This is a genomic window from Rugamonas violacea, from assembly GCF_016461825.1.
Lineage (GTDB): Bacteria > Pseudomonadota > Gammaproteobacteria > Burkholderiales > Burkholderiaceae_D > Rugamonas.
The window spans coordinates 70,738-85,243 of record NZ_JAEMNU010000094.1; the positions used below are offsets into that span (position 1 = coordinate 70,738).

The 14,506-nt window shown below is 66.0% G+C and carries 12 protein-coding genes; all 12 read right to left on the bottom strand.

Annotated elements, in window-relative coordinates; translation table 11 throughout:
• Nucleotides 1-7: 7 nt before the first annotated feature.
• From H7U20_RS18180 to mraZ, 12 genes are read right to left on the bottom strand one after another with little or no spacing between them, the layout of a single operon-like run.
• Entirely contained in the window at nucleotides 8-994 is a 987-nt protein-coding gene (locus H7U20_RS18180; RefSeq protein ID WP_199760559.1) for a D-alanine--D-alanine ligase, read from the bottom strand.
• Nucleotides 995-996: 2 nt separating this feature from the next.
• Nucleotides 997-2,412 carry a UDP-N-acetylmuramate--L-alanine ligase gene (gene murC, locus H7U20_RS18185; protein WP_199760560.1) on the bottom strand — a complete coding sequence of 472 codons (1,416 nt, stop codon included), beginning with the start codon at nucleotides 2,410-2,412 and terminating at the stop codon, nucleotides 997-999.
• Nucleotides 2,409-3,464 (bottom strand): undecaprenyldiphospho-muramoylpentapeptide beta-N-acetylglucosaminyltransferase, encoded by a 1,056-nt coding sequence (gene murG, locus H7U20_RS18190; RefSeq protein ID WP_199760561.1) that lies wholly within the window; start codon nucleotides 3,462-3,464, stop codon nucleotides 2,409-2,411. Before murG ends, murC begins: the two co-directional genes overlap by 4 nt.
• A gap of 8 nt (nucleotides 3,465-3,472) precedes the next feature.
• Entirely contained in the window at nucleotides 3,473-4,693 is a 1,221-nt protein-coding gene (gene ftsW / locus H7U20_RS18195) for a putative lipid II flippase FtsW (RefSeq protein WP_199760562.1), read from the bottom strand.
• On the bottom strand, nucleotides 4,693-6,195 hold the full coding sequence (murD, locus tag H7U20_RS18200; protein ID WP_199760563.1) for a UDP-N-acetylmuramoyl-L-alanine--D-glutamate ligase: 1,503 nt from the start codon (nucleotides 6,193-6,195) through the stop codon (nucleotides 4,693-4,695). The genes ftsW and murD overlap by 1 nt, the downstream gene beginning before the upstream one ends.
• Nucleotides 6,195-7,364, bottom strand: a complete 1,170-nt coding sequence (mraY, locus tag H7U20_RS18205; RefSeq protein ID WP_199760564.1) for a phospho-N-acetylmuramoyl-pentapeptide-transferase — start codon at nucleotides 7,362-7,364, stop codon at nucleotides 6,195-6,197. The genes murD and mraY overlap by 1 nt, the downstream gene beginning before the upstream one ends.
• Before the next feature lie 2 nt (nucleotides 7,365-7,366).
• Nucleotides 7,367-8,758: a UDP-N-acetylmuramoyl-tripeptide--D-alanyl-D-alanine ligase gene (locus tag H7U20_RS18210; RefSeq protein WP_199760565.1), complete on the bottom strand. Its 1,392-nt coding sequence runs from the start codon at nucleotides 8,756-8,758 to the stop codon at nucleotides 7,367-7,369.
• The gene (locus tag H7U20_RS18215) at nucleotides 8,758-10,308 is read right to left on the bottom strand and encodes a UDP-N-acetylmuramoyl-L-alanyl-D-glutamate--2,6-diaminopimelate ligase (protein WP_199760566.1); all 1,551 of its coding nucleotides are present in this window, start codon (nucleotides 10,306-10,308) and stop codon (nucleotides 8,758-8,760) included. The genes H7U20_RS18210 and H7U20_RS18215 overlap by 1 nt, the downstream gene beginning before the upstream one ends.
• An 8-nt stretch (nucleotides 10,309-10,316) precedes the next feature.
• Nucleotides 10,317-12,092: a peptidoglycan D,D-transpeptidase FtsI family protein gene (locus H7U20_RS18220; RefSeq protein ID WP_199760567.1), complete on the bottom strand. Its 1,776-nt coding sequence runs from the start codon at nucleotides 12,090-12,092 to the stop codon at nucleotides 10,317-10,319.
• Nucleotides 12,089-12,364, bottom strand: a complete 276-nt coding sequence (gene ftsL, locus H7U20_RS18225) for a cell division protein FtsL (protein ID WP_099415077.1) — start codon at nucleotides 12,362-12,364, stop codon at nucleotides 12,089-12,091. The genes H7U20_RS18220 and ftsL overlap by 4 nt, the downstream gene beginning before the upstream one ends.
• Nucleotides 12,361-13,326: a 16S rRNA (cytosine(1402)-N(4))-methyltransferase RsmH gene (gene rsmH / locus H7U20_RS18230; protein ID WP_199760568.1), complete on the bottom strand. Its 966-nt coding sequence runs from the start codon at nucleotides 13,324-13,326 to the stop codon at nucleotides 12,361-12,363. The genes ftsL and rsmH overlap by 4 nt, the downstream gene beginning before the upstream one ends.
• Nucleotides 13,327-13,335: 9 nt before the next feature.
• The gene (gene mraZ / locus H7U20_RS18235; RefSeq protein WP_199760569.1) at nucleotides 13,336-13,764 is read right to left on the bottom strand and encodes a division/cell wall cluster transcriptional repressor MraZ; all 429 of its coding nucleotides are present in this window, start codon (nucleotides 13,762-13,764) and stop codon (nucleotides 13,336-13,338) included.
• Nucleotides 13,765-14,506: the final 742 nt, after the last annotated feature.

Consider the following 14,506-nt stretch of genomic DNA (forward strand, 5'->3'; position numbering starts at 1 on the left):
ATTACCCTTATACCTGGACGGCGGCGGGCGTCGCCGACCCGGCCATCTTCAAACGCGCCGCGCGCAAAATTTCCACACACAGATCCTCATAGCTGATGCCCTCGGCGCGCGCCGCCATCGGCACCAGCGAGTGGCTGGTCATGCCGGGCGAGGTGTTCGCCTCCAGCAGGAAGGGTTTCTGGTCGCTCTCGCGCAGCAGCACGTCGACCCGGCCCCAACCCTCGCAACCGAGCGTGCGGTAGGCTTCCACGGCGATGCGCCGCACCTCGGCGGCCAGCGCCGGTTCCAGCACGGCCGGGCAGAAGTATTGCGTGTCGTCGGTGAAGTACTTGTTCTGGTAATCGTAATTGCCCTTCGGCGCGACGATCTCAACGATCGGCAGCGCGCGCGCGTTGACACCCCGTCCGAGAATGGCGACGGTGAGTTCGCGGCCGGTGACGAAGGCCTCGGCCAGCACCGAGTCGTCCAGCGCGGCGGCGATGTCGTAGGCGGCCTGGAACTCTTCCACCGCGCCGACCTTGGTGATGCCGATCGACGAACCCTCGTGCGGCGGCTTGACGATCAGCGGCAGGCCCAGCTCGGCGGCCACCTTGGCCAGGTCGGCGCCGTTGTCGAGCACCGCGTACTGCGGCGTCGGCAGGCCGTGCATCAGCCAGACGATCTTGGTGGCGATCTTGTCCATGCCGACCGCGCAGGCCATCACGCCGCTGCCGGTGTAGGGAATGCCCAGTTGTTCCAGCGCGCCCTGCAGGCTGCCGTCTTCGCCGAAGCGGCCGTGCAGCGCGATGAAGACGCGGTCGAATTGTTCCGCCGCCAGCTCGGCCAGCGTGCGCAGGCCGGTGTCGAAGGGGTGGGCGTCGATGCCCTTGCTCAGCAGCGCCTTCAGCACGCCGGCGCCGGACATCAGCGAAACCTCGCGCTCGGCGGAGCGGCCGCCGAACAGCACGCCGACCTTGCCGAGTGCCTGTGCTTCAGTGGGAGTAATGTGGTTCACGTTCAGACCTTCGGATAGTTAGTCAGTTTTGCCGGCACGCCGCTGATCGAGCCCGCGCCCATGGTGATGACGACGTCGCCGTCGCGCACCACGCTCATGATGGTTTCCGGCATATCGCCGATGGCTTCCACAAAAATCGGTTCGGTCTTGCCGCGGGCGCGCAGCGCGTGCGCCAGCGCGCGGCCGTCGGCCGCCACCACCGGCGACTCGCCGGCGGCGTAGACCTCGGCCAGCAGCAGCACGTCGGCGTTGCCGAGCACCTTGACGAAGTCCTCGAACAGGTCGCGCGTGCGGCTGTAGCGGTGCGGCTGGAAGGCCAGCACCAGGCGGCGGCCGGGGAAGGCGGCGCGCGCGGCGGCCAGGGTCACCTCGGTCTCGACCGGGTGGTGGCCGAAGTCGTCGACCAGCGCGAACGTGCCGTTGTTGGCACCATCGGCGCCATCGGCGCCGACAATCGCCACCTCGCCGTAGCGGGTGAAGCGGCGGCCGACGCCGGCAAAGCCGGCCAGGCCGGCCTGGGTGTCCTTGTCCTCGACGCCGATCTCGCGGGCGATGGCCACCGCCGAGCAGGCGTTCTGCACATTGTGCATGCCGGGCTGGTTGAGCACCACGTCGAGGTCGGGGTAGCCGTCCTGGATCACCGTGAAGTGCATCTCCAGGCCGACCGCGCGGGCGTTCACGGCGCGCACCTCGGCCTCCTCGTGGAAGCCGTAGGTGGTCACCGGCTTGGTGACGAAGGGGATGATCGAACGCACGTGCTGGTCGTCGATGCACAGCATGGCGCGGCCGTAGAACGGCAGACGGTGGGTGAACTGCACGAAGGCCTGCTTGAGCTTGTCGAAATCGTGCTCGTAGGTCTCCATGTGGTCGGCGTCGATGTTGGTGATGACCTCGATCATCGGCGTCAGGTTGAGGAAGGAGGCGTCCGACTCGTCGGCCTCGGCCACCAGGTACTCGCCGGTGCCCAGCTTGGCGTTGGCGCCGGCGCTGGTCAGGCGGCCGCCGATGACGAAGGTCGGATCGAGTCCGCCCTGCGCCAGCACGGAGGCGACCAGGCTGGTGGTGGTGGTCTTGCCGTGGGTGCCGGCGATGGCGATGCCGCGCTTCAGGCGCATCAACTCGCCCAGCATGACGGCGCGCGGCACGATGGGGATCTTGCGGCCGCGCGCGGCCACCACTTCCGGGTTGTCCTGCTGGACGGCGGTCGAGGTGACCACCGCGTCGGCGTTGCCGATGTTCTCGGCGGCGTGGCCCTGGGCCACCTTGGCGCCCAGGCCGACCAGGCGCTGGGTCACCGCGTTGCTGCCCAGGTCGGAGCCGGTGACGGTGTAGCCGAGCGTGAGCAGCACTTCGGCGATGCCGCTCATGCCGCTGCCGCCGATGCCGACGAAGTGAATATTTTGTACTTTGTGCTTCATGCCAGTTGTTCCAATACGTTTGCGATCGCGTCGTTCGCGTCGCGCTTACCCGCCGCGCGCGCCGCCGTTGCCATGGTCTGGCAGGCGCCGCGCGTCAGCGTTTCGAGCAGGGTTGCCAGGCTTCTGGCGTTCATTTCCGTTTGCGGCATATGGATCGCCGCGTTTTGCCGCGCCATCCATTGCGCGTTGTCGCGCTGGTGGCTGGTGGTGGAGGCGACCAGCGGGACCAACACGCTGGCGACGCCGGCGGCGGTCAGTTCGGACAGCGTAATGGCGCCGGCGCGGCATATTATCAGATCGGCATCACGATAGGCGCACGCCATGTCGTCGATGAAGTCGACCACGTTGGCGTCCACGCCCGCTTGCGCGTAGGCGGCGCGCAGCGCATCGATGTTTTTCTTGCCCGACTGGTGGGTCACCAGCGGCCTTTGCTCGGCCGGGATCAGCGCCAGCGCGGCCGGCAGGTTGTCGTTGAGCGCCTTGGCGCCCAGGCTGCCGCCCACCACCAGAATGCGCAGCGGACCGCTGCGGCCGGCGAAGCGCTGCTCCGGTCCGGCCAGGTCGAGTATCTCCCGGCGCACCGGATTGCCGGTGACGATGGCCTTGCCGGCGGCGCGGCCGAAGTTGGCCGGGAAGCCGAAGCAGACTTTTTTCGCCAGCGGCGTCAGCGTCTTGTTCGACAACAGCAGCGCCGCGTCGGCGTTGACCAGCACCAGCGGCACGCCGCGCAAACGCGCCATCATGCCGCCGGGGACGGTGACGTAGCCGCCCATGCCCAGCACCACGTCCGGCTTGCGGCTGCCGATGTAGCCGAAGCAGGCGGCAAAGCCGGCCAGCATCTTGAAGCCGCCGCTGAGCGTGTGCTTGAGACCCTTGCCGCGCATGCCGGTGAAGTCGATGGCGTCCATCGCGATGCCGTGTTTCGGCACCAGCTCCTGTTCCATGCCGTGGGCGGTGCCCAGCCAGCTCACTTCCCAGCCGCGCGCGCGCATGGTTTGCGCGATCGCCAGGCCGGGGAAAATGTGGCCGCCGGTACCGGCCGCCATAATCATCAATCGTTTCATAATCTGCCACCACGCATCAGAACCCGGTTCTCGTAGTCGATCCGGAGCAGGATCGCGAGTCCGACGCAGTTAATCACCACACCCGTGCCGCCATAGCTCATCAGCGGCAAGGTCAAACCCTTGGTCGGCAGCAGACCGAGGTTGACACCCATGTTAATAAACGTTTGCACACCGATCCAGATGCCGATGCCCTTGGCGGTGAGGCCGGCGAAGGTCTGGTCGATGGCGATGGCCTGGCGGCCGATGTCGAAGGCGCGCTTGATGATCCAGTAGAACAGCGCGATCACCACCAGCACGCCGGCCAGGCCCAATTCCTCGCCGATCACCGCCAGCAGGAAGTCGGTATGCGCCTCCGGCAGGTAGTGCAGCTTCTCGACGCTGCCGCCCAGGCCAACGCCAAAAATCTCGCCGCGCCCGAAAGCGATCAGCGAGTGGGTCAGCTGGTAGGCCTTGTTCAGCGCGTTGTCCTCCTGCCAGGGATCGAGGTAGGCGAAGTAGCGCTCGCGGCGGAACTTCGACAGCGCGATGATCGAGCCGAAAATCGTCACCAGCACGGCGCCGATGCCGCCGAACCAGATGGCGTTGATCCCGCCGAGGAACAGGATGCCCATGGCGATGCAAACGATCACGCCGAAGGCGCCCAGGTCGGGCTCCAACAGCAGCAACAGGCCGACGCAGCCGACCGCCAGCGCCATCGGCATGAAGCCCTTGGTCAGCTTGTGCATGTATTCCTGCTTGCGCACGGTGTAGTCGGCCGCGTACAGCACCGCCACCACCTTCATCAACTCGGACGGCTGGATGTTGAACACCTTCAGCGACAGCCAGCGGCGGCCGCCGTTGACCACCACGCCGAGGCCGGGAATCAGCACCAGCACCAGCAGCACCAGGGTGCCGATGAACAGATACGGCGCGGCGCGCTGCAGGTCGGCGATGCGGATGCGGAAGACGAACAGGCCGGCCACCAGCGAGACGACGACGAACATCGCCTGGCGCATCAGGAAGTAGGTGTTCTGCCAGCGTACATAGTTGGCGAACTTGGGCGAGTCGGGCAGCGAGATCGAGGCCGAGTAGACCATCACCATCCCCAGCAGCATCAGCAGCAGGGTGACCCAGACCAGCGGCTGGTCGTATTCCATCATCTTCGACTGCCGGGCGCGACTGTCCATCGGCGTGCCGGCCGACGATCCAGAGAAGCGGAATGGCAGTTGGAAGGACATCAGATCTCCTGTCCGTGGTCGAGCGCGATGCCGCGCACGGCGTCGACGAAGACCTCGGCGCGGTGGGCGTAGTTCTTGAACATGTCCATGCTGGCGCAGGCGGGCGACAGCAGCACCGCGTCGCCGGCCTTGGCCAGCGCGCTGGCGCGTTGCACCGCCAACGGCAGGTCGGCGCAGTCCTCGATTTCGACACCGCTCGACTCCAGCGCGGCGCGCAGCGCCGGCGCGTCGCGGCCGATCAGCAGCACCGCGCGCACATAGCGCGACACCGGCTCGGCCAGCGGCGCGAAGTCCTGGCCCTTGCCGTCGCCGCCGGCGATCAGCAGCAGGCGTTGCTGCTCGCCGGCGAAGCTCTTGCCCAGGCCGACCAGCGCGGCCACGGTGGCGCCGACGTTGGTGCCCTTGCTGTCGTCGTAGTATTCGATCTGGTTGACGGCGGTGATCAGTTCGACCCGGTGCGGTTGGCCGCGATATTCGCGCAGGCCGTGCAGCAGCGGCGCCAGCGGCAGGCCGATGGCGCGGCACAGGGCCAGCGCGGCCAGCGCGTTGGCGGCGTTGTGCAGGCCACGGATTTGCAGGGCGTCGGCCGGCATCAGGTTCTTGATGCTGCACTCGGCCGGTTCGGGTGCCGGCTCGTTCTTGCGGCGCTTCTTCTGCTCGACCTCTTCGGCCGGCTCGGCGCTGGCCAGCCAGAAGATGCCGCGCTCGTTGTTCAGGCCGAAGCTGTCGGCCAGCAGCGGGGCGTCGGTGCCGAAGGTGGCGCCGGCGCCGGCCGGATCGGCCATCCGCATCACGGCGGCGTCGTCGCGGTTCAGCACGCGCACGGTGTCGGCGCCGAAGATGCGTTGTTTGTCGGCCGCGTAGGCGGCCATGCTGCCGTGCCAGTCCAGGTGGTCCTGGCTGAGATTGAGCACGGTGGCGGCGTCGGCCCGCAGGCTGAAGGTGGTGTGCAGCTGGAAGCTTGACAACTCAAGTACCCATACCTGCGGCAGGGTTTTCTCCGCCACCGCCTGGCGCAGCACGTCCAGCGCGGCCGGGCTGATATTGCCGGCGACGCGGACGGTCTGGCCGGCGCGTTCGCACAGTTGGCCGACCAGGCTGGTGACGGTGGTCTTGCCGTTGGTGCCGGTGATGGCGATGACTTTCGGCTGGTAGGCGCGTTCGTCCTTCAGCACTTCCAGCGCCTGGGCGAACAGTTCGATCTCGCCCCACAGCGGCAGGCCGCGCGCGGCGGCGGCCGGCGCGATCTCGGCCAGCTCGCGGTTCGGCGCCAAGCCGGGGCTGACGGCGACCAGGCTGATCCCCTCCAGCAGCTCGGCGCCGAACGGGCCGGCGATGAACTCGACGTCCGGCACGGCGGCGCGCAGCGCGGCCAGGCGCTCGGGCGCCTGGCGGGTGTCGGCCACACGCAGGCGCGCGCCGCACTCGGCCAGCCAGAGCGCCATCGCCAGGCCGGATTCACCCAGCCCCAATACCAGTGCGTGTTGTGCCAGATAGATCATCAGCGCAGCTTCAGGGTGGACAGACCAACCAGTACCAGCATCATCGTGATGATCCAAAAGCGCACGACGACCTGGGTCTCTTTCCAGCCTTTTTGTTCAAAGTGGTGGTGCAGCGGCGCCATCAGGAAGACGCGGCGGCCGACGCCGAAGCGCTTCTTGGTGATCTTGAACCAGGTCACCTGGATGATCACCGACACCGTCTCGGCGACGAACACGCCGCCCATGATGAACAGCACGATCTCCTGGCGCACGATGACGGCCAGGGTGCCGAGCGCGCCGCCCAGCGCCAGCGCGCCGACGTCGCCCATGAAGACCTGGGCCGGGTGGGTGTTAAACCACAGGAAGGCCAGGCCGGCGCCGGCCAGCGCGCCGCAGAAGATGATCAATTCGCCCGCGCCGGGAATATGCGGAATGAACAGGTATTTCGAATAGGTGGCGCTGCCGGTCAGGTAGGCGAACAGGCCGAGCGCGGCGCCGACCAGGATGGTCGGCATGATGGCCAGGCCGTCCAGGCCGTCGGTGAAGTTGACGGCGTTGCTGGTGCCGACGATGACGCAATAGGTCAGCGCGATGAAGCCCCACACGCCGAGCGGGTAGCTGACGGTCTTGAAGAAGGGCACGATCAAGTCGGCCTTCGGCGGCAGGTCCATCGAGAAGCCCGACTGCACCCAGGCGAAGAACAGCTCGAACACCTTGCCGGCGTTGGGCGCCGACACCGAAAAGGCCAGGTACAGCGCGGCGACGATGCCGACCAGCGACTGCCAGAAGTATTTTTCGACCGAGCGCATGCCCTCCGGGTCCTGCCGCACCACCTTGCGGTAGTCGTCGACCCAGCCGACCATGCCGAAGCCCAGCGTGACCACCAGCACCGGCCAGATCAGGCGGTTCGACAGGTCGCACCACAGCAGCGTCGAAACGCCGATCGAGATCAGCAGCAGCACGCCGCCCATGGTCGGCGTGCCGTGTTTTTTCAGGTGGGTCTGCGGACCGTCGGTGCGCACCGCCTGGCCGTACTTCATCGCGGTCAGCTTGCGGATCACGGCGGGACCGGCGCACAGGCCGATCGTCAACGCCGTGATGGTGGCGAACACCGCGCGGAAGGTGATGAAGTTAAAGACCCGTAACGGCCCCAGGTCTTGTTGAAAATACTGTGCGAGCCAAAGCAGCATGATTAGTGTGTTTCCTTGTTAGCTTGTTGCGATCCAATCAAATGCTGCACGACCCGTTCCATCTTCATGAAGCGGGAGCCCTTGATCAATACGGTTGCGCTCGACGTCACGGCCGCGTCCACGGCGGCCAGAAGTGCGTCGATGTGTTCAAAATGACGAATCGATGCGCCGTGCATGTGGCGCGCCAATTCACCGATGGTCAGCACCTGTTCGATGCCCTTGCTCTGCGCGTAAGCGCCGATCTCTTCGTGGAACTCCCTGCCCTGGTCGCCCACTTCGCCCATGTCGCCCAGCACCAGCACGCGCGGCGCGGCGGCGCCGGCCAACACGTCGATGGCGGCGCGCACCGAGTCCGGATTGGCGTTGTAGCTGTCGTCGATCAGCACGGCGCCGTTGGCGGCGGCCTTCCTTTGCAGGCGGCCGCTGACCGGCGCGAAACTGTCCAAGCCCAGTTTGATCGCTTCGACCGGCACGCCGGCGGCGAAGCTGCAGGCCACGGCGGCCAGCGCGTTGCGCACATTGTGTTCGCCGGCCGCTTGCAGGCGGACGAAGAACTGCACCGCTTCGGCGCCGTCCTGGAGGATGGTGATGAACATCTCGTTGCCGAAGTCGCCGGCGCGGAAGGTGCAGCTGACATCGGCCTCTTTCGACAGGCCGAAGGTCAGGACGCGGCGCGCGCCGGCCAGCCCCTGCCACAGCGGCGTGAACTCGTCGCCGTGCGGGAAGACGGCGACGCCGTCGGCCGGCAGCGCGGCCAGCACGGCGCCGTTCTCCAGCGCCACCGCCTCGACGGTGTGCATGAATTCCTGGTGTTCGCGCTGGGCGTTGTTGACCATGCCGATGGTCGGCGCGGCGATGGCGGCCAGGCGGCCGATCTCGCCGGGATGGTTCATGCCCAGTTCGACCACGGCGGCGCGCTGCGCCGCGTCCAGGCGGAACAGGGTCAGCGGCACGCCGATCTCGTTGTTCAGATTACCCCGCGTCGCCAGGCGGCCGTCTTCGCCATACGCGGCGGCCAGCACGGCGGCGATCATTTCCTTGACGGTGGTCTTGCCGTTGCTGCCGGTGACGCCGATGACGGGCACGGCGAACTTGCGGCGCCAGTAATTGGCGATCTGGCCCAAGGCGACCAGGGTGTTGGGTACGACGATGGCCGGCAAGGTCCAGCCGGCCGGCAATTCTTCCACCACCACGGCGGCGACGCCGCGCTCGGCCACCTGGGCCAGGAAGGCGTGGGCGTCGAACACCTCGCCGCGCAGGGCGACGAACAAGGCGCCGGCCGCGACGCTGCGGCTGTCGGTCGAGACGCCGGAAAACGTGAAGTCACCGGCGGCGCAGTTTTCCAGCCGCACGCCGGCGATACTAGGCAGAACCTGTGCCAATACAGCTTGCATCAGTTCGTCCTCATCATGGTCAGGCGGGCCGACAGCGCCAACTGGGCGTGGTCAGCGTCGGAGAACGGCAGCTTCTTGCCCTTGATTTCCTGGTAGGGCTCGTGGCCCTTGCCGGCCAACAGGATCACGTCCGGCTTGGCGGCGTGCTTGATGGCCGAGAGGATGGCGGCGGCGCGGTCTTCCACCGTCTGCAGCGCCGAACTCGGATGCTGCCGGTCCATGCCGGCGACGATCTGCGCGATGATCGCGTGCGGATCTTCGCTGCGCGGATTGTCGCTGGTGACCAGCACGTGGTCGGCGGTTTGGGCGATGGCGCCCATCTGCGGCCGCTTGCCCGGGTCGCGGTCGCCGCCGCAGCCGAACACGCACCACAGCTGGCCGCCGCGATCGGTCGCCACCTGGCGCAGCGCGTGCAGGGTTTTTTCCAGCGCGTCCGGCGTGTGGGCGTAGTCGATCACCACCATCGGCGCGTCCTGGCCGCCGACCTGCTGCATGCGGCCGGGGGCCGGCCGCAGCGCTTCGATGGCGTCGATGGCGGCGCGCAGGCCCAGGCCCTTGGCCAGCAAGGCGCCGAGCACGCCGAGCGCGTTGCTGATGTTGAAGTGGCCGACCAGATGGGTCTTCACCAGGGCCACGCCGAGCGGGCACTCCAGATGGAATTCGGTGCCGGCGTTGCGGCTGCTGCGGAACTGGCTGGCGCGCAGCATCAGCACGCCGTCCAGGTCGGGCTGGGCGGCGGCGTCGCGCAAGGTGTAGCCGATGACGGGGATGGCGCCGGCCAGCTTGCCGCGCACCTGATCGACCAGGCGCAGGCCCATGGCGTCGTCCAGATTGAGCACGGCGGTTTTCAGGCCGGGCCAGTCGAACAGGCGGGTCTTGGCGGCCTCGTAGGCGGCCATGTCGCCGTGGTAGTCGAGGTGGTCGCGGGTCAGGTTGGTGAACAGCGCGACGTCGAAGTGCATGCCGGCGACGCGGCCCTGTTCCAGGCCGATCGAGGACACTTCGATCGCCAGCGCGGTGGCGCCGGCGGCGCGGCTGTCGGCCAGGGTGCGGGCCAGCAGCACGGCGTCCGGCGTGGTGTAGCCGGTGACGTCGTAGTCGACTTCGCCGCGCGGCTTGAACAGGCCGACGCCCAGGGTGCCGATGACGGCGGCCGGTTCGCCGCCGCGCGACAGCGCCTGGCCGAGCCAGACGGCCGACGAGGTTTTGCCGTTGGTGCCGGTGACGCCGACGCTGAACATGGCGGCGTCCGGCATGCCGTAGCAGGCGTGGGCGATGGCGCCGGCGCGCGGCTTGAGCTGCTCGACGGCGATGTGCGGCACGCTCCAGGCGGCGTTCCAGTTGAAACCGGCCGGATCGTAGACCACCACGGCGGCGCCCTGCCCGATGGCCGTCTCGATGAAGTTGCGGCCGTCGCCGGCGTCGCCGGGATAGGCGAAGAACACGTCGCCCGGCTTGACGCGGCGCGAGTCGGAGGCCAGGTGCGCCAGCGGCGCCAAGGCGCGGATCTGGGCGGCGACGGCGCTCGGCGCGAAATCAGTTTTTGTCATGCGGGTGCTCACATGTTCTCCTGTTCGGAGTTCTCAGGAATGATGATATGGGTCACCGTGGAATCGGGCGTGATGTTCTTGGCGCGCAGCGCGTTGGCGACCAACGCGGCGAAGGTCGGCGCGGCGACGTCGCCGCCGACGTGGGCCGGACCGCCCGGCTCGTCGATCATCACGGCGACCACGAAGCGCGGATTGGACATCGGCGCCATGCCGACGAAATTGCCGATGTACTTGGTCTGCGAGTAGCGGCCGTTGACGAACTTTTGCGCCGTGCCGGTCTTGCCGCCGGTGCGGTAGCCGGCCACCTGCGCCTTGGGCGCGGAGCCGCCCGGCTGGGTCACCAGTTCGAGCATGTCGCGCATCTCGCGCGCGGTCTTGGCGCTGACCACCTTGGTGCCGGCCGGCGCCTCGTTGACCTTCTGGAAGGACAACGGGATGATGTCGCCGTCGCGGGCGAAGATCAGGTAGGAGCGGGCCAGCTGCAGCAGCGACACCGAGATGCCCTGGCCGAAGCTCATGTTGGCCTGCTCGATCGGGCGCCAGGATTTGTACGGACGGACGCGGCCGGCGACGGCGCCGGGGAAGCCGAACTTGGGCTGCTGGCCGAAGCCGACCTTGGTGAACATCTCCCACATCTCCTGCGGCGGCATTTGCAGCGCGATCTTCGAAGTGCCGATGTTGGACGACTTCTGGATGATGGTGGTGACGTCGGTCAGGTAGTGCGGGTGGGTGTCGTGCACCACCCGGTCGCCGATGACGAAGGAGCCGTTGCCGGTGTCGATCAGGGTGCCCGGCTTGATGCGGTTGGTGTCCATCGACAGCGCCACGGTGAACGGCTTGAGCGAGGAGCCGGGCTCGAAGGTGTCGGTCATGACGCGGTTGCGCAACTGGTCGCCGGTCAGCACCGAGCGGTCGTTGGGGTTGTAGGCCGGCCAGTTGGCCAGCGCCAGCACTTCGCCGGTGTGCACGTCGAGCACCACGGCGGCGCCGGCCTTGGCCTTGAACTTCTCCACCGCCTCTTTCACCTGGGTGAAGGCGATGTATTGGATTTTGCTGTCGAGCGACAGGGTCAAGTCCTTGCCGTCGTGCGGCTCGCGCACCGAGCCGATGTCCTCGACGATGTGGCCGAGACGGTCCTTGATGACGCGGCGGCTGCCGGGAATGCCGACCAGGGTCTTCTGCTGCGCCAGCTCCATGCTCTCCTGGCCGACGTCCTCGACGTTGGTGAAGCCGACCATGTGGGTGGTCACTTCGCCCTGCGGATAGAAGCGCTTGTATTCCTTGCGGGTCTGGATGCCTTCGATACCCAGCTTGGTGATCTGCTCGGCGACGTCCTGCTCGACCTGGCGCTTCAGGTAGACGAAGCCACGGTCGGAGTCGAGTTTTTTCTGCAGCTCGGCGTCGCTCATGCCGAGCAGCCTGGCCAGCGCCTTGAGTTTGGCGACGGGGGCGTCCTGCACGTCGTCGGGGATGGCCCAGATGGCCTTGACGGGGATCGACGAGGCCAGCACCTGGCCCTCGCGGTCGGTGATCTTGCCGCGCGTGGCCGGCAGGTCCAGCGTGCGGGCGTAGCGGATCTCGCCCTGCTTCTGCAGGAACTGGGTCGACAGGCCCTGCAACCAGACGGCGCGGCCGGCCAGGCCGGCGAAGGCGGCGAACAGCACGAACAGCACGACGCGCGAGCGCCACACCGGCAGGCGCACGGCGAGTACCGGGTTCTTCGAGAATGGCACGCCTTTCGACGCCGCCACGCGCGAGCCGCTGGCGTTGCTGTTGCGTGTCATTTGTCGCCTTCCGGCGACAGGTATTGGGTGCGCGCCGCCGTCAGCGGCGTCATGTTCAGGTCGCGCCGGGCGATCTGTTCGATACGCGCGTGCTTGCCCAGGGTCGACTGGTCGAGCTGCAACTGGGCCCACTCGATGTCGAGCTGGCGTGCCTGCGACTGGGTGCGCTCAAGTTCAATGAACAGGTGGCGCGCCTGGTATTGGGCGTTGACGAGCGACAGCCCGCAGCCGACCAATAAGGCCGTCAGTACCAGGTTGATCTTGCCGCTCACTGCGCACCTTGCGGGAAGGGCAGGCGACGGGCGACGCGCATCACCGCCGAACGCGAGCGCGGATTGGCGTCGACTTCGGCGTCGGACGGCTTGAACTTGGCCAGCAGCTTGAGCTCCGGCTGCGGCAGGTCGACCGCGCGGATCGGCAGGCGCCGGTCCGGCTGCGGCATGTTCGCCTTGCTGGCAAAGAAGCGCTTGACCATGCGGTCTTCCAGCGAGTGGAAGCTGATGATGGCGATGATGGCGCCCGGCGCCAGGCAGGCGTAGGCCTGGCTCAGACCGATTTCGAGATCTTCAAGCTCTTTATTGATGAAAATCCGGATAGCTTGAAAAGTGCGGGTGGCCGGGTCCTTGCCCTTCTCCCGAGTCTTGACCGCGCCTGCCACGATGCCGGCAAGCTGTCGTGTGCTTGAAATTGGCTCGACTGCCCGGCGAGCAACAATCGCCTTTGCAATCTGAAAAGCAAACCGTTCTTCCCCATATTCCTTGATCACCTTTTCCAGTGTCTGTTCGTTTTCGGTGGCGAGCCACTCGGCCGCCGAGATGCCGCGCGTGGTATCCATGCGCATGTCCAGCGGGCCGTCGTTGCGGAAGCTGAAGCCGCGCGCGGCGTCGTCCACCTGCGGCGAGGAGATGCCCAGGTCGAGCAAAATGCCGTCGACCTGCTCGACGCCCCGTTCGCTCAGCGATGCGCGCATGGTGGCGAAGCTGTCGTGGACGATCTGGAAGCGCGGGTCGGCGATCTGCCCGGCCGTGGCGATGGCCTGCAGGTCTTTATCGAAGGCGACCAGGCGCGCCTTGGCGCCCAGTTTGGACAGGATCAGGCGGCTATGGCCGCCCCGGCCGAAGGTGCCGTCGACGAACACGCCGTCGGCGCGCACGCCCGTCAGGTCGAGGGCGTCGACCGCCTCATCCAGCAGCACCGTACGATGCTGAAATTCCGGCACCGGTATTGTTGTCATCACGGAGCCTTAGAAGGAGAAATTATTGAGTACATCGGGGGTGCCGGCGTCGATCGCCTGCTGCTCTTTTTCGGCCAGTTTGGCCGCGTCCCAGATTTCGAAATGGCTGCCCATGCCGATCATCATGATCTCGCGCGCCAGGCCGACGGCGTTGCGCAGCTCGGGCGAAATCAGCACGCGGCCGGCCGAGTCGAGTTCGACGTCGCAGGCGTTGCCGAGGAAGATGCGCTGCCAGGCGCGGGCCGACATCGGCCAGGTGGCGATTTGTTCGCGGTGGTTTTCCCACACCGGGCGGGGGAAGAACAGCAAGCAACCGTCGGGGTGCTTGGTCAAGGTCAGGCGGCCTTCGCATTGGATGGCGAGCGCGTCACGGTGCTTGGCGGGGATAGACATCCTGCCTTTGGCATCGAGACTGATTGCGGACGCGCCTTGAAACACGGGATTACCTTTTTGACCTCAGAAATGGAACGAAGTTGTGTGACGTTGAAACAGGGGGAAATTTCCCACAAAAAGACACTTTTTCACACTGTTGCCCACTTTAGAGGAAGCAATGATAGTGGTCAAGCGCTTTCCGCCCGGCAAAACAGGGATTTTATTAATGAAATGAAGGACTTAGCGCACATCCTTGAAGCAGGGTCGCAAAAAAATATATCGATAAATTAGATACTTATGGAACATAGTGAATGTGCTACCTCATCTACACACATGTGTTTTTCGCCGTATCAGGCGGAAAATTTCATTGGAAAAATAGTGAAATAAATGCATATAGTTGCCAATAGCCAACAGTGCATGCACGCATCACACAAAGGCGATGGCGCTGCAAAAATGCGCTCGGCAGGTGGGGAGGGGATGTGATTTTTGGAGAGAATTGTCGCTATATCGCGCTTTGCGCGCTGTTACGCAGAGCGTCCGGCCTTCAAAAAAACGCCTGAAACGATGGTGTCCAACACCATGAATTAGCAAAAAATATAGCTTAACAAGATGGCAGTTGTATAGACAAATTTAGGAAAAAAACCACCTCGCCTGTCGCACAGTATACCGAAAATGGCCACTGGATTACTCAACAAGCGCGTGAAAAACGGCAAAAAACGGGACAAAAACCGGCCGCCGCAAGCAATGTCGTTCGGTTAAGAAAACCCACAGGCGTAGAGCTGGGGTCAGACCCGCTGGGTCTGACCCC